19 protein-coding genes are annotated in these 15,063 nt (G+C 57.3%); 16 read left to right on the forward strand and 3 right to left on the reverse strand.

The genetic code is table 11. From position 1 onward, the window contains the following. Positions 1–16 precede the first annotated feature (16 nt). The 3 genes from AC5S27_RS17900 to AC5S27_RS17910 all read left to right on the forward strand — a co-directional run bounded on the left by AC5S27_RS17900 (position 17) and on the right by AC5S27_RS17910 (position 2,180). A complete protein-coding gene (locus AC5S27_RS17900; protein WP_493935930.1) occupies positions 17–340 on the forward strand; it encodes a helix-turn-helix domain-containing protein in 324 nt (107 codons plus the stop codon). A gap of 150 nt (positions 341–490) precedes the next feature. Further along, on the forward strand, positions 491–1,012 hold the full coding sequence (locus AC5S27_RS17905; RefSeq protein WP_493935931.1) for a hypothetical protein: 522 nt from the start codon (positions 491–493) through the stop codon (positions 1,010–1,012). Between the two features lie 211 nt (positions 1,013–1,223). Next, the gene (locus AC5S27_RS17910) at positions 1,224–2,180 is read left to right on the forward strand and encodes a hypothetical protein (protein ID WP_493935932.1); all 957 of its coding nucleotides are present in this window, start codon (positions 1,224–1,226) and stop codon (positions 2,178–2,180) included. A gap of 20 nt (positions 2,181–2,200) precedes the next feature. On the opposite strand, the gene AC5S27_RS17915 is transcribed toward AC5S27_RS17910, so the two are convergent. After that, positions 2,201–3,385, reverse strand: a complete 1,185-nt coding sequence (locus AC5S27_RS17915; protein ID WP_493935933.1) for a hypothetical protein — start codon at positions 3,383–3,385, stop codon at positions 2,201–2,203. Between the two features lie 292 nt (positions 3,386–3,677). Here AC5S27_RS17915 and AC5S27_RS17920 point away from each other — a divergent pair, with 292 nt between their 5' ends. The 7 genes from AC5S27_RS17920 (at position 3,678) to darG (ending at position 9,152) form a co-directional block, all read left to right on the forward strand. Further along, the gene (locus AC5S27_RS17920; protein WP_493935934.1) at positions 3,678–3,890 is read left to right on the forward strand and encodes a PRTRC system protein C; all 213 of its coding nucleotides are present in this window, start codon (positions 3,678–3,680) and stop codon (positions 3,888–3,890) included. Positions 3,891–3,997: 107 nt separating this feature from the next. Further along, entirely contained in the window at positions 3,998–5,140 is a 1,143-nt protein-coding gene (locus AC5S27_RS17925) for a hypothetical protein (protein WP_493935935.1), read from the forward strand. Beyond that, on the forward strand, positions 5,091–5,795 hold the full coding sequence (locus AC5S27_RS17930; protein ID WP_493935936.1) for a PRTRC system protein B: 705 nt from the start codon (positions 5,091–5,093) through the stop codon (positions 5,793–5,795). Before AC5S27_RS17925 ends, AC5S27_RS17930 begins: the two co-directional genes overlap by 50 nt. A 1-nt stretch (position 5,796) precedes the next feature. Next, the gene (locus AC5S27_RS17935) at positions 5,797–6,624 is read left to right on the forward strand and encodes a PRTRC system ThiF family protein (protein ID WP_493935937.1); all 828 of its coding nucleotides are present in this window, start codon (positions 5,797–5,799) and stop codon (positions 6,622–6,624) included. 41 nt (positions 6,625–6,665) lie between these two features. Then, positions 6,666–7,196, forward strand: a complete 531-nt coding sequence (locus tag AC5S27_RS17940) for a PRTRC system protein E (protein ID WP_493935938.1) — start codon at positions 6,666–6,668, stop codon at positions 7,194–7,196. A 250-nt stretch (positions 7,197–7,446) separates the two neighbouring features. Then, complete coding sequence (darT, locus tag AC5S27_RS17945; RefSeq protein ID WP_493935939.1) at positions 7,447–8,079, forward strand: type II toxin-antitoxin system toxin DNA ADP-ribosyl transferase DarT; 633 nt, start codon at positions 7,447–7,449, stop codon at positions 8,077–8,079. Continuing rightward, complete coding sequence (gene darG, locus AC5S27_RS17950; protein WP_493935940.1) at positions 8,079–9,152, forward strand: type II toxin-antitoxin system antitoxin DNA ADP-ribosyl glycohydrolase DarG; 1,074 nt, start codon at positions 8,079–8,081, stop codon at positions 9,150–9,152. Before darT ends, darG begins: the two co-directional genes overlap by 1 nt. A gap of 255 nt (positions 9,153–9,407) precedes the next feature. Here the strand turns inward: darG and AC5S27_RS17955 are convergent, their stop codons facing one another. After that, positions 9,408–9,524, reverse strand: a complete 117-nt coding sequence (locus AC5S27_RS17955; RefSeq protein WP_493935941.1) for a hypothetical protein — start codon at positions 9,522–9,524, stop codon at positions 9,408–9,410. 243 nt (positions 9,525–9,767) lie between these two features. After that, positions 9,768–9,872 (reverse strand): Y-family DNA polymerase, encoded by a 105-nt coding sequence (locus AC5S27_RS17960; RefSeq protein ID WP_493935942.1) that lies wholly within the window; start codon positions 9,870–9,872, stop codon positions 9,768–9,770. 128 nt (positions 9,873–10,000) lie between these two features. On the opposite strand from AC5S27_RS17960, the gene AC5S27_RS17965 reads away from it, so the two are divergent. The 6 genes from AC5S27_RS17965 (at position 10,001) to AC5S27_RS17990 (ending at position 14,869) form a co-directional block, all read left to right on the forward strand. After that, on the forward strand, positions 10,001–10,429 hold the full coding sequence (locus tag AC5S27_RS17965; RefSeq protein WP_493935943.1) for a hypothetical protein: 429 nt from the start codon (positions 10,001–10,003) through the stop codon (positions 10,427–10,429). A 71-nt stretch (positions 10,430–10,500) separates the two neighbouring features. After that, a complete protein-coding gene (locus AC5S27_RS17970) occupies positions 10,501–11,511 on the forward strand; it encodes an AAA family ATPase (protein WP_493935944.1) in 1,011 nt (336 codons plus the stop codon). Further along, the gene (locus tag AC5S27_RS17975) at positions 11,508–12,443 is read left to right on the forward strand and encodes a hypothetical protein (protein ID WP_493935945.1); all 936 of its coding nucleotides are present in this window, start codon (positions 11,508–11,510) and stop codon (positions 12,441–12,443) included. Before AC5S27_RS17970 ends, AC5S27_RS17975 begins: the two co-directional genes overlap by 4 nt. After that, positions 12,440–13,654 carry a vWA domain-containing protein gene (locus AC5S27_RS17980; RefSeq protein WP_493935946.1) on the forward strand — a complete coding sequence of 405 codons (1,215 nt, stop codon included), beginning with the start codon at positions 12,440–12,442 and terminating at the stop codon, positions 13,652–13,654. Before AC5S27_RS17975 ends, AC5S27_RS17980 begins: the two co-directional genes overlap by 4 nt. A gap of 109 nt (positions 13,655–13,763) precedes the next feature. Next, entirely contained in the window at positions 13,764–14,222 is a 459-nt protein-coding gene (locus AC5S27_RS17985) for a ribonuclease H family protein (RefSeq protein ID WP_493935947.1), read from the forward strand. After that, positions 14,222–14,869 (forward strand): siphovirus Gp157 family protein, encoded by a 648-nt coding sequence (locus AC5S27_RS17990; RefSeq protein ID WP_493935948.1) that lies wholly within the window; start codon positions 14,222–14,224, stop codon positions 14,867–14,869. Before AC5S27_RS17985 ends, AC5S27_RS17990 begins: the two co-directional genes overlap by 1 nt. The last annotated feature ends 194 nt before the right edge of the window (positions 14,870–15,063 follow it).

Below are 15,063 nucleotides of genomic sequence, written 5' to 3' on the forward strand. Positions count from 1 at the left end.
TCTGCCTGAGCCGATCGTGAGGATTGTTGAGCGTGTAGTGGAGAAGGTGGTGATTCGGCAGGATCCGCAATGCCTTCAGAAGCTCGAAGAGGCTCACAGGCTGATTTCTGCAGCGACAGAACGACTGCAACGACCGAGCGCAGAAGAGAAGGCTCCTATTCTTTTCAGCAGGATCTCGGAGGCAGGAGCATTCCCGACGATGGCTGTGATGGAGCGGGCGATTATCGCGGCCGCCTACGAGAGGTCAAATCGCAAGCCTCTCGAAGCGGCCAGGCTGCTGGGAATCGGCAGAACCACGGTCTATCGCAAGCTCAAAGAGATGGGCGAAGTGGCAGCATGACTGCGACAGCCCCTCTAATTCCCCTGGAATCGCTGGTCAGCAACATATACGAGTGATAGCGTATTCGCTGGGAGAATGTTTCAGCGAGGCCGTTACGGCCTCAACCAAGGCAAGGAAGAGGGTCGGCTGCGGCTGGCCCTTTTTCTTTGCGTGGAGATCACCATGCCCAAAGGGACATTTCTCCCATCGGACTTCACCGCGACGAAGTTTTCAACCGCGGCGGACAAGGCGGAGTTCGGAAATGCCTTGCTGCGCTTTATCGAATCGGAGTGGGCGTCGGCACTCTTCACCAAGAGCTTCTGCAACCGCCTCTCCATGTGCTTCGGGCACATTGCTCATTACTGTCGCTCGCAATTCTACGAAGAGTGGTTTTCATCTCTTGACGCTCAGGTGCGGTTCCTGAAACACACACTGCGATTCCCCTGTTACGGAGATCCGGAATACACGTTTTCCGATGTCGAGCGGGCAATCCAGCGAGAAATCGTCAACCGCAACTACCTTGCGCGGTATGAACTGCGCCTGGCGGAAGTCCAACAGGCAACCGATCTTGCGCTGCTCAGGCAATTGGAAAGTAAATACAGCTCGGTGGATGAGCTTAATGTGGAGCCTCAAATTGTTGTTCAACCAGCAGATCAGGATCTTGTGACGCCTATTCAGGGCTCGTTGTTCTGAAGCATCCTCGATATCCAGCCGACCACTTCCGAAATGCTCCCGTATACGGCTAGGTCTCATAGCGCAGTTTCGCTCCCCCACCTCCGACAGGCCACAGGATTCGAATTGCAAAGGCGACCCAGGGTTACATATCCAGCTTGTGTGAATGCATTGGCGTTCGCCAACGCCGCCGGAGAAATCGCATTTATGCGTCATAGACCTACAATGAATCATGGCTCCGATTGATCCGAATTTCGGAAAGAAGATGCTGTTCTCGTCGTTCGGAGTGCGCGTAAACCGATGCCTGGAGCCATCTTATACCTGCACGAAAATCGCTATCCGCGCACACTCAGTGCAGAACGCGACGGTGATGGATTTGCTCCATCGAAACGGCCACGTTAAGTCGCTCAGTCCTAATTGGCGCAACGCGGATCGATTTGATTTGATCTGGAGCGATATCGGCCGAAACCTTGCAACCACCTTCGAGGGGTTCTGTTCGGAGCACGACTCAGCTCTCTTTCTGCCGATTGATACCCGGCCCTTCGACCCCGCCGATAGCGAACAGCTCTTTCTCTATGCCTACCGGGCCGTAGCGAGGGAACTGCATCAGTTAATGGAAGCCTCAGTCCGTACCCAGTCCGTGTACCAACAGCGCATCGAAGCCGGCATCGACAAAGGGAACGAGCCGGAGCTCGCCGGAATGATGGCCGTCGAACACATGATGACCGCTCACTCCACCTTCGTGTATAAAGCTTGGCTCGATGAAGCGCTTCTGGATCGCGATTTCAAGATCCTGACCCACGAGACTGTCCGGCTTGCTCCCCAGGTGCCGGCCATCGCGTCCAGCGTCTTCTTCGATCTCGATACGCGCCGCTACCAGGACGAACCGCCCCGGATTGCGCTCAACATCCTCCCTATCTCACGTGAAGAGACCGTCGCGATCTTCAGCTTTACCGATGCGGATGCAGAGCCCGTGCGCGAATACATCGCCGATATCCTTCGCTCGACTGGCGAATACCAGAAATATTTGATCTCTCGCCTGCTCGTGCTTCACGCCGAGAACTTCGTTGTGGCCCCCGCGCTTTTCGAAACGTGGAGCCAATCGAAACGCGACGCGATCCTTGATTTTCTTCTCCAGACAGTCCGCTACGGATCTGCGCAGCAGAGCGAGCACTTTTACCTGTTTTAAATCTCAAAACCGACCACGGTTCATTGTTCGAGGCCAGCACCCGACAAGTCGTCTTTATGGGCGCTCCAGTAGCGGGCCTGATTCAGACGGGCGCGCTCGGGATCCCGGTCCCGGTACCTCTGGCTCTTGGCGCGAGCACGGCAGGCATCGGTGCAGTAGACCTTAGAGGGGACTTTCCGCACAAAGCTCGTGCCGCACTGCGGGCATCCCACGCTGCCGGTAGGAAGTCCCGGTTCCCAGAGATCGTCTCCCATCCGCTCCAGTTCGCCAAACAGATCGCTCAGGCGGTACCGGGCGAATAGCGCTTCGTATTCCGCGGGCGAGAGCTTGCCGAGCAGCTCTAGCCCGCGCTCGCTCAGGTTGAAATCCGGAGTTCGGAGAGGGAACCGGTTACCCTCGATGCGGCTGCGGCGCCACTGCACCAAGGTCGAGCGCCAGTCAAGGTGAGTCAGCGTAACCTCGCTGCCACGTTGACTCCAGCCATCGAACTCAACCTCTGGGCTGTATCCCTGCTCCAGCTGCACCACCATGCGCTGCGCGCTCTGCATACGGATGAACTCATCAACGAAGCGCAAGCGGAACAGAATCTTTTTCCACGTCTTCTGCAAACCATCCGGCAACTCCGCCTCGGCACGACCGTGAATGAAATCCCTAATCCGTTCCCACTGCGCGAGCTTCTCGCGCTGATCATCGACTACTTTTGCCAATCTCTCCTCGCCGAGAGGGCTACCTTCGGGATCACTGTACTCGGCTTTCCTTCGAAACACTTCGACCATTTCATTTGCACGGCGCTGGAAGTGCAGGTAATCGCTGGTTTCCATTTCATCGTAGGCCGGTTCTTCATGAACCATTTCGAGATATGAGTTCCACTCATCCGCAATATGGGCGACTTCTTCTTTGCTATAGCGCGAATTGGAGAACAGGCCCTTGATGACCTGTGCCTGCTTTTCGCTATAGAGTGTGAAGTTGGTCGCCCCGTGCGGCCCGGACCACTTCTTTAGGAGCCCGTTCGCGACCCAAGCCTTGATCTCGACTAGCGTGATGCCGTATCTCTCGGCGACCTGCGCCAGCCACTCCTCGTTCAGATTCTCCGAGAACTGCGGGTCGAACAGACGCAGCTCGACCGGAACGCCATAGTGTTTCAAGGACGATTCGTACAGAACATCTGCGACCGCCCACTCCCCAAGTTCTTCCTGTATTTTCATCACATTCTCCTCTCAACTGCACAACTCGGAGGATAGTGAAAATGATAGATCGTTAATACGGTGATCTAATTACCTTTGGGCTTTTTCCAGGTCTGGCAGGCTTCAATTTTGTCCGGCTTTGGGCGTCAATCCCGTTGGCAAGTACGACCCGATAGGCATCTTGAAACGGCCAGTGCCTGGGAGCATTTCCGGGATAATGCCACATAGCGAATCTGCAACGACGATAGGATCGCAGCCCAGCAAACCCCTGCAATTCAAGTCAAATCACTTAACCAACACAGGGAGCATGAATATGAGCAATCTCAAGGCTGAACCACTCCTGCGCGAATTCCATTACAACGGAGTGCGCATTCCCGATCCCGGTCCGGATTTGACTGTCGAACAGGTCCGCGACTTGCTTACGCCCAATTACCCGGAGATCGCCACCGCGTCCATATCCGGTCCGGAAGCGACAGGCTCGGTGCTGCGCTATACCTTCAGCCGGGCGATCGGCTCGAAGGGTTGACCGATGTATCGGACTGAGATGACTACAGCCGAGCTCTTGGCACTGCTTGCGGCGAAGGCGGCGACACCACCCGCGGAGACCAGTCAGATGCTCGCGAGGCACCTCCAATGCAAAGAATCGCTCCAACTCTCCCAATGTGTGGCCGCGGCAATGGATCGATCCGCCGCAGCCGACAGCTATCCCCTGCCGGCGCCGACAGAGTTGTTGCCTCCGCTGGGATAAGGACGCTCGCGCCACCTTTCCATCAGGCGCTGCCGGCACTTGACAGTGTTGCCACGGCCTACAGTCACGAATTCCACGCGGAACTCGCCTACGAACTCTGTGCCACGCTGGTGCGGGAAGGGTTGGTAGAGCCTGAGGCATGGCATAAGTGCGGGGAGAACGCTCAAGTCTTCGCTCAACGCGCAATCATGGACAGCATCGGGAAAGAGCGATGGAACCTTCTCAAGCGCAACGTCGAGTACCATCTCACGGTGAGCGACGTCGCCGATGGGGATGGCAACGACGCCTTCCTTGGTGATGGCCGGCTGGCCTTGACTGTTGAGTGTAACGGCGCCGGATACCTGAAGATCGGACCTGCGCTCGATGCGCTGGAGGAGGAAGCTGAGGGACTGGGTGCGGCCTTCTACTGGACCTTGACCTACGCGCTCTATCGCGTCATGCGGATCTATAACCACGACGACGCTTTGCAGTATGAAGAACGCATGAGGGAATACGCCCAGGACGACGGAGAGAATCTCAACCAATACGAGTTTCCCGAGGTCGAGAAGGCGTTGCCTAAGTGCCTTCAAAAGACACTCAAGCGGGATTATCGAACCTCTATTACGGAAGCGCGCGGCCTCCTTTCCAAGCATAGGGATGGACGGTACGGATGCTGGATTGAGCGCGTGAGGAAGATTCAGATGCTCTCGCGGATTCCGATAAGCACGGACCCAGTCTTTCGCGAAGACGGTGGCTACGACAGCATTCCGCTGCCGTGTCTGGTGGTGGCCTTCAAGGAACATGATGCCATCGTCGCCTGCTTCGATGAGGAGAGCCAGTACATGCTGGAGGGAAGCTCGGAGCCGACCTTGGGTGTGATCTTCACCCCGCAGAATCCGGAAGAGGTCAGGTTTGCGGTCCGCGCGGTCGGGCGGTTCGTCGCCCTGAACCATGAGCTCTTCCAACTGGTGGAGGCGATTCAAGAGTGGGAGAAATGCGATGGAGATACAGGTCTCAATCGGAGAGAATCGGCGCTTCGAGCTGCGTGATGCGCTACTGGTCTACAGCGATCGTCAGCGTAGCTTCGTGACCCGGCACCGGGTGGGGCTCCACGAGAATGCCCCACCCACGCTCGAACCGGCCCAGCCTCTCACCGTCGCCTTTGTCGAGTCTTTGGTGCATTCGCTTTATGGCGGCTCTACGGCCGAAGTATTGCCGGAGCATGTTCTCGCCAAGAGCGAACGCATGATTGTGTGGTGGACGCCTTCCTGCTGCCGGCAGATGTTCTACCAGAACTCTGAGGGGAAGGCCGCGGAGCTGAACGGACGGATCTTCCCCCAACCGCCTCTGGTGTGGCGCGTCGATGGCAGCGAACTCAAGATTCGGGCACTCATCGAAAACAAGCGACCGTGCGAAGCGACGAAACTAGCTGTAGCTCCGTTCTGGAATCTTTCGGACGATGGGCGTGTTTGCCTTGGCACGATGCGTCATCCCGATGCTGCATCCGTGAAAAGCATCCCCGATTGGGAGCGCGGCTTTTACGAGAGCGCTTTCACACACGCCAATGTCGGTCGCTTGACCCGCCATGAAGGAGGGTTTGAGGGGCTTTGGAGCGGCCTTGATAAACGCGCAAAATTCCCGGTGCAGACTCTGATCCAGTTGCCCCAGACGCTGGGGCAATTCGTGCGTGGGGAAAGGGGGTAGTATGCGGATCGAACACACACTCCCACCAGACCTGCTCAGCCGACGCGCTGTCCGTGTCCTGGTCATCGGCGCGGGTGGCACGGGCAGCGCCATCGTCATGGGGCTTCCATACCTGGACCAGGCGATGCGTGTCTGGGGCCATCGGTACGGCATCGAGCTTGCCATGATGGACGCCGACACCGTTTCCGAAACAAACTGTGTTCGGCAACCCTTCTCATCCTCCGACATCGGCCAGAATAAGGCCACCGTCCTAATCAACCGCATCAACTTGTTCTGGGGCACCAGTTGGTTGGCGATCCCAAATCACTTTCACTCGGGCTCTCTGGAGCGAGGTCATGACAGGTGCCCCGATCTGGTCATTGGTTGCGTCGATTCACGCAGCGCGCGAAGAGCCATTGAAGATTCCTTCTCGCGAAGTTTGAGCCAGACCTTCTATTGGCTCGATCTAGGGAACAATGCAGCCAGCGGACAGTATGTTCTTGGCCAGCCGCTCAATGCTCGCAATCGCAGGAAGGCGAACCGTCTCCGCACGGTTAGCGAACTCTACCCGGAGATCGTTGACGCTGACGCGGGCGAAGATCCTTTGCCCAGTTGTTCTGCTGTCGAGGCTCTGGATCGTCAGGAGCCGTTCATCAATCAGACTCTCGCTTCGAGCGCTCTTGCCATGCTGGCCCAGCTTTTTCGCTACGGCAAGTTAGCCCATCACGGCGCCTTTTTCAATGCGAAGACAGGGCATATGTGCGCGCTGCCCGTCGATCCACAGCTTTGGTCGAAGACAAGAAGGCGTTCACGGAATGGGAGTGTTCGCCCGCAGGCCAGCCGCGCCTGACCCAACTTAGATTCGATTCCATCCCACCAGGAGAAATACCAATGTTCAAAGAGCTTGCTCCGTACCTCCGTCAGCGTGCAGTTCTGCTGACAGTCACCCATATCGAAGAAGACGAGATTCGCGTGAACGTTATCCCGCAGAAGCTCAAGGATGGCGAAAACGCCGCACTCACCACGCCGTTGACCGTGACAGGAACAGCCGAACAACTGGACCGGGATCTGCCGGGGACCATCGTCGGTTTCGTCTCCGCTCACCTGCAATTGAAGAACACCCTCGACAGGGCGAAGGCAGAGATGGATGCGGCTGCGAAGACCGCGCAGGCTGAGGCTCGTTCGAAGTCCAAGGTTCTTGGAAAGAAAGAATCTTCCAAGCCGGAAGTTGGTGTCGTCGAGACCTCGAAACCCGCACAGCCGGTGAAGGCCGAACCTCCGAAGACTGCCAGCCTCTTTGATACGATCGCCCCTGCCCCTTCTTTGGCTCCAGCCGAAACGGATGACGAGGAGCATTTTCTTGGAGCGCTTGAAGAATACGATGCGAATGGAGAGGACACCGAATTGGACGAGGCGGCTTAGGATCGATCAGAAGCCATAGTGCTCTTCGGCAGCGAAATCACACCAGTTGCCTTCTAGCCAGAGAAGCCTCGGTCTGGCAGGGCCGAAACAGAACAACGCCGCCAAGACGATCCGATAGAATGAAAAGGACTCATCGTCGTAACCGTGACCGGATACTTAGCCAAGCGTTTTCTGGCATCTGAATAGCTTTCTGAGTTCACAATTCAATTGGCGAGTGCCCGGGGATTCGTGAACCCTCAATGCAATGTCGATGACACTCAATCCCGAAAAAGCGCTCATTTTCCGGATCGTTCACCGGGACAATCTTCCGTGGATTCTAGATCATGGTCTGCATGCAAGCAATGGCGAGATATTCGACCCAGATTATCGCAACATTGGAAATGTCGATCTCATTGGGAAGCGAAATCACCGGAAGGTGCGCGTTGGCCCCGGAGGTACACTGAGCGACTATGTCCCATTTTATTTCACTCCGTTTTCGATCATGATGTACAACATTCACACGGGGTATAGTGTCCCGCATTTACCGAATGAGGAGATCCTGATCCTAGTCTCTTCGCTGGTCAGGATAGCGGAACTTCAAACTCCGTTCGTGTTTACTGACCAACACGCGTATCCCGCGATGGCAAATTACTACACCGACCTGGGTGACTTGGGCGAAATAGATTGGGCCCTTTTGAACCGAAGGGATTTCCAGCACAATCCGGACGATCCAGCCAAGAAGGAGCGATACCAGGCGGAGGCTCTCATCTGGAAGCACGTTCCGCTTGAAGCCCTTCTCGGGATCTGTAGCTGTAATGCAGCTGTCGATGCGGACGTAAAGGCCGAGCTTGCAAAACGGAACCTCGACGTACAATCGAGTGTGCAGAGGAATTGGTATTTCTGATGATGAAATTCACCCAAGGGAATCTTCTCGACGCTCCTGCCGAGGCGCTGGTAAACACCGTGAATACGGTTGGCGTGATGGGCAAAGGAATCGCTCTGATGTTCAAAGAGGCATTCCCCGCAAACTTCCGTGCCTATGAGGATGCCTGCAAACAGAAGGAAGTCAAGGTCGGCAAGATGTTCGTGACGGAGAACCGGACCTTTTCCGGACCGCGCTGGATTATCAACTTCCCCACGAAGAAGCACTGGCGGCAACCGTCCAAGCTGGAGTGGATCATCGAAGGGCTGGGAGATCTTCGCAAGTTCGTCCAGGAACATCAGATCCGTTCCATTGCCCTACCGCCGCTCGGAGCGGGAAATGGGGGGCTCGATTGGAGCGAGGTGCGACCTGAGGTGGAACGCATCCTTGGCGCCCTCGAAGGGGTGGACATCCTTGTCTTCGAACCGACCGCGAAATATCAGAATGTCGCGAAGCGGACCGGTGTGGAACAGCTGACTCCGGCGAGAGCGCTCATGGCGGAGATGATCCGACGTTATTGGGTCCTCGGAATTGAGTGCACCAATCTTGAGGTGCAGAAACTGGGATGGTTTCTTGAGCGGACGATCCATTCGCTCGGGATCGACGACCCGCTCAATTTCCAATTCAAAGCTGACAAGTATGGTCCCTTCTCAGATCGCCTACGGCACATGCTCGATGCGCTTGACGGAACCTATCTGCACTGCGACAAGCGGATCGGTGACGCGGGCCCCTCGGATACAATCTGGTTCGACGAAGGTCATCGTCGCCATGTGGATCTCTATCTCCAGCAAGAATCATCTCAATCTCTCCGGAAGGTTCTGGACCTCACTGCGAAGCGCATTGACGGATTCGAATCGCCGTTGGGTATGGAACTACTTGCAACGGTTGACTGGTTGATCGAGAAAGAGAACCGGGAACCGACTATAGCTGGGATTCGCGCTGGTTTGCGTGAGTGGCCGGCGGGACAAGCTGCAGCTGAACGAAAGATTCGTTTGTTCAATGATCGATTCATCGGTCTGGCCATCGACCAATTGGCCCTGCCCATGAGCAGCTAAAGACGAGGCGCGGGGCATCGCGTATAACAGTGGCCTATCGGTTCGCCAGAGTCAGTTACGCCGCAAATGGAATCACCAAAAGAGCGACCATTCCGTGTCTTCAATCGAATCGTGGAAGTTGCCCAGGCCGGCTCCCACGAGGCGAAACTTCTGCTTGGGGTCCATGGTTATTTTTTCCCGTGAAGAGAAAGCGATCTGAGTAAGCTCTTCGCAGGAGGTGGGCGGCGAGCGCGGTATTTGACTTCGCGTGAGGACTTAAAACTGGGCTGTCTTCAGCATCAAAACCACTGTGCGGGTGACTCTCGATTCCTCGCGGGATGCCATCCAGGCCTTTTCGGCAAGTCGCCGGATCATCAGTTCGGTCTCGGTCAAGAATACATCCTGCTCGAGTGTATCCTCGGCGGAAACGGACTGCGTCGACCGGTTGGGTACAGTGGGTTCTCGTCAATTCCCCGCGCCAACTCGTAGAGGCGTTGTCTTCAGCGTCTGAAGTGTGTGCTCAGCTCTTCGAGACTGAGAGCGCGGATATCTCGGATCGAACGTGGTCCAAGCTTGCCCTCCGTATCCTCGCCAACTCCTGGAATCCGGCCAACAGGCAACCGACCGGTTTCCTTGCTATGCCACGACAATTGGCTTGCCGTGGAGCTGCGGGTTATTCCGCTGCTTAACTGGGGCATAGAACGCCTCCATATCCGTATGGATTATCTTCCACCCGCTCATCCTGCATCCATGGAAGGCCGTCGTCACGGTCCGTTGCCGATGTTCTTGCCGTCAAGCCTTATGAGTTCGGCTTCATGACGTTCTGCCAGACCTTCGACTCCAAAACTGAAACACGGAGGCACTGGGCTATGGAATTCATTTTCCATGATGGCGGCCGTGCGGCTGCGGGCTACATAGGTATGACCCGAGATTGTGTGACCCGCTCGATTGCGATTGCGTCGGGAAAGATGTACCAGGAAGTCTATGACGCCCTTAACCAGCTGGCCCAAGCGGAACGCGCAGGCAAACGCAAAACGAAGCTGTCTAGCAGTAGGACTGGCGTGTTTCGCCAGTCCTACCAACTCTATCTCGAATCGCTCGGATGGCGGTGGACCTCAACGATGTCAATTGGCTCCGGATGCCGGGTTCATTTACGTGGGTCAGAACTTCCGCCAGGCCCGCTCATCGTCAAGGTATCGCGGCACCTCACCGCGGTGATCGACGGCGTCCTCTATGACACCCACGACTGCTCGCGTGGCGGAGCGCGCTGCGTATATGGCTACTTTTCGCGACCGTAACCCAGCTCCGGCACCCGCATCAGAGAAGCTTCCAGGATCATTCTCCTACCTCGATATGCAAAGGAAATCCCATGAAACCATCGAAACTCTATGAGGCGCTTCATGCGCTCATTGGTGAACGTGTGCCCCTGCACATCTGGGGTGCATGCGGTGTCGGTAAGTCCCAGATCGTCTCCCAGGTCGCTAACGACCTCGACTACGACTTTCTCGACGTGCGAGCCGTACAGCTTGACCCGGTTGATCTCCGGGGGCTGCCCCGGATTTGCGAAGGTCAAACGGAATGGGTGCCGCCCAAGTTCCTTCCCACCACAGGCAAAGGCATTCTCTTTCTCGATGAACTTACCTCTGCGCCGCAGATGACCCAGGCGGGGTGCTATCAGCTGGTGCTTGATCGCAAGCTCGGTGAGTATGTGCTGCCCGATGGCTGGGTTGTCATCGCAGCCGGCAATCCGGCATCGGAGCGTGGAGTCCACTTCGCGATGCCACGACCGCTTCGCAACCGGTTCGTGCATCTGGACCTTGAACCGGATCTTGACGACTGGTGCCGGTGGGCGGTGAAGGCTCAGGTCCGTCCTGAGATCATTGCTTTCCTCCGCTTCAAGCCGGACCTTCTGCACACGGCCGACACGACCTCGGACGCCAACGCCTGGCCCACTCCGCGTTCCTGGGAGATGGCGTCACAGGTGCTTTGCGGTATCGCCCGTCGTCAGAAGACGCAGTTTCTCTCGGGGGCCAGCGAGTTTGAAGCGCAGCTCCTGGATGGAACGGTGGGGCCGGCAGCGGCATCGGAACTTGTCGCTTTCATCCGCCTGTTTCGCCAATTGCCTTCGATCGACGAAATCCTTTTGAACCCCACGACGGCGCCGCTTCCCACGGAGCCTTCCGCGCAAATCGCCATTGCTACCGCCCTGGGGAGGGCCTTGAGCGACACCTCGGTAGGGAGAGGAATCGCTTACCTCGACCGGATGCCAACGGAGATGCGGGTGATGGCCATGCGCGACGCGGCGGCACGGGACACCGCCATAACCCATACGCCGGAGTTTGTGCGCTTCGGAGTGGAGTACCGGGAGGTCATTCAATGATTACAGAAAAGGCAATGCTCGCCGCCGTCCACATCAGCATCTGGACAGCCATCAAACACGACCGCAAGGTCAGCCGCGATGTCGCTTATCAACACGGCGCCCACCAGGGCGCGGGCCGCTACAACAAGCAACTGCTGCGCGGTGCCGACAAGCTGGATGAACTGCGCACGCTCGCCGGCCAGATCCGGCAGCACTTCTACAAGATCACCTTACCGTGGTCCGACGAAGGGTTTCGTCTCCTGCCGGCAAACTTCTACTTCGATCTCATGGCGCGCATGCGTGATTTCGAAGCTAGCTTCGAGCAGGGGGTCGAGAGCTTTCTCCGAGTCTATCCGCAGTACATCGAACAGGTCAGGCCGGAGTTGAATGGACTCTTCCGGGAGGAAGATTACCCAGCCCCGGACAAGCTGAGGACGAAGTTCGGCGTCAAGCTCGAAGTGTTGCCCATCCCGTCTGGCGCAGACTTTCGCGTCCAGATGTCGGCCGAAGAGCAGGCAAGGGTCTCGCGCGAGATCGATGCCAATGTCCGGGAATCGCTGATGCGCGGAACGGAAGACCTATGGAAGCGGCTACGCGAAGTAGTCGCCCACATGGTCGACCGGCTGAACGAGCCGGAGTCTCGCTTCCACGGTTCCTTGGTCACGAATGTTCTGGACCTAGTGGAGATCCTGCCGAGGCTTAACGTCAATGGCGACACCGACCTTAACCGCTTTGCGGATCAGGTCAAAGAGCGGCTTTGCAACTTCTCCGCTCAGGATCTCAAGAAGCATAACCTGCTGCGCGTCACCACGGCCGCCGACGCTGCCAACATCGTGGCCGAAATGGATGGCCTATTGCGCAGCCGCGAGGCGGCAGAACCCGCTGAGTCCCCGAGCGCCAACGACATCTTCGCCCATATGTCTGCTTACATGGAGGCGCCTGCTGCGGCATGAGACACGAGACGCCAACTTCGCTGCGTATTCAGAAGGCGCGCACCTCTCTGATCCTGGATCATCCATTTTTCGGCTCACTCCTTTTTCGCCTTAAGGGGCGCGAGTGCCTGTCGATTGGGACGATGGCCACCGATGGAGTGTCGCTCTTCTATAACCCTGAATTTGTTGAAACCCTCAACGCCGCGACTCTGGCCGGAACTCTGGCTCATGAGGTCATGCACCCGGCCCTGCACCATCATGTGCGCCGCTCCGGCCGCGACCCGAAACGATGGAATGTAGCCTGCGACTTTGCTATCAATCCCTTGCTCGTTGACGCCGGACTCTCGCTGCCCGACGGCGTGCTCATCGACGAACGTTTCCGCGGGATGAGCGCGGAGCAGATCTACAACCTCCTCGAATCGGAATCAGAAACAGCGCAGGACTCCGGCAAAGAGGATGGAGAGGACGAACCCCGAGGCGAGGAATCTAAGAACGAGAACTTCCCAGGCGGCGAGTCAAACGGGCCTTCCGCTCCGACTACCGAAGGCGGAATTGGCCAAGTCCTCGATGCACCGGCGTCGGGCGAGGAAACCCCAACCATCGAAGAACAGGCAAGGGAGTGGGACGTCGCGGTCAACCAGGCCACGACGGTTGCCCGGCAGGCGGGCAAGGTTCCTGCGGGTCTCAGCCGGACCCTGGAAGGAGCGGCCGAGGCATCGGTCGACTGGCGGGAGTTGTTGCGCCGGCTCTGGTCGGAAACAACACCGGCTGACTATAGCTGGATGCGTCCCAACCGCCGCCATGTCTGGGCGGGGGTCTACCTGCCAGGAGTGATACGCGAGGGCGTTGGGGAGATCGCGATCGCCGTCGACTGTTCGGGTTCGGTGAACGCGCGGCAACTGAGTCTCTTCGAGGCGGAGGTGCGTTCGATTCTCGCCGGTCAGCGGCCGGAGCGTGTCCATGTTCTCTACTTCGATTCAGAGGTGCAGAAGGTTGAGACATACGAGGCCGGCCAACCTGTCCACATTAACCCAGTGGGAGGCGGCGGCACGGAATTTGCCCCATGCTTTGATTGGCTCGACGAGCATGGGATTCAGCCCCAAACCCTCGTTTTTCTGACGGACTTGTATGGATCGTTTCCGGATTCCGCTCCCGCCTATCCCGTCCTGTGGGCTTCGACCGGAAGCCAGAAGGCCCCCTTCGGCGCGGTCATTCCTATGAAGGCTGCCTAATCCGAAGGACCGCGAACTTGCGGTGCTTCCGCATGGGCAAACGCAAATCTCGATCTAACTCCACTCATTCGATGAACGCCCCAAATAGTTCTAGGGAAGGAGGCTCTCTGTGGATCAGACTTATCGCATTTTCACGGACGGTTCCGCGATCGGCAATCCGGGCCCTGGTGGATGGGGCGTCGTCGTAATCCAGGGAAAGAAACGTTGGGAACTGTCGGGCGCACATCCCTGGACGACTATCTCCGAGATGGAACTTGTCGCGGCGGTTCAGGCGCTTCGGTCGGTGGAAGGTCGAGAGCGGATAGAGCTTCACTCAGACTCCGAATACCTGATCTATGGAATGCGCACATTTGTCTCTCACTGGCAGCGCCAGGGCTGGCGAAATCGGCGCGGAACTCAGCTGCAGAACCGCGAGTTGTGGACGGAACTGATCGAGCTGAACGCGAATCTTCCTATCCGATGGATTTGGATCAGAGGGCATAGTGGGCATCGCTACCAGAGCCGTGCCGACAGACTTGCGTATGAAGCCGCCCGCTCTCTCTGCGTTCAACAGAAGGCAGCTGCATAATGCCGGCGAAGAATTCAGAACATTCAGAAGGAGAAACACTGATGGCATCTATTGCGGAAACAAGCTCGCTGTTTGAAATCGACGTGGAACTCGACGGACTCCTCGAAGAGATCGAAGGACAGGTTGAGTCAGAAGGTCAAGCTGCGGAAGATCTGGTCGCCCGGTTCCAGCAATTCTGTGAGGCACACCGCGACAAGGTCGATCGGATCGGCCGCTTCGTGCGCATCATGGAAGCAAGAGAGCAGTATTGCCGGAGCGAGGCCGCACGCCTCGCTGACCGAGCGCGGGCCGCAGCCGGCAAGGTGGAGCGAACCAAAAACATGGTGCTCTACTACCTGCTGAGCCGGGACCTCAAGAAGATCGAAGGATACCAATTCACGCTACGTGCGCAAAAGAACGGTCAGGATTCCGTGCGCATCACGGACGAGGCCGCGTTGCCGAAGTGCTACTGCCGGATCGATGCGCGGATTGACGGAGTTGTTTGGGAGACGGTGGTCTCGATCTTGCCAGACGAGCTCGCGAAAGCTTTGGAGTCATCTGTTCAAGAACTGCGACCAAACGCGGACGCAATCAAAGCGGCTGCGATGCGGAACGAACATATCCCAGGGGCGGAAGTTCGCCGCGGCTCCCATCTCAGAGTAGCCTGAACGCCGCTTATGAAGGCGGGCTCCGCCAACACTCCGACCTCCACGCCCCGCATGCGTGCCAAGGGTAACATTCTCCGGTCTTCGCACCAATTGACCGCAAAACGGCGGTTTTTGTTGCTCATCGGAATACTCCCTATAAGCGTACTTGACGGCATGAAAGCGTAGCACGAAGAACCCAGGAGGCTACTTGCGGG

The sequence above is a fragment of the Acidicapsa borealis genome, from assembly GCF_059115245.1.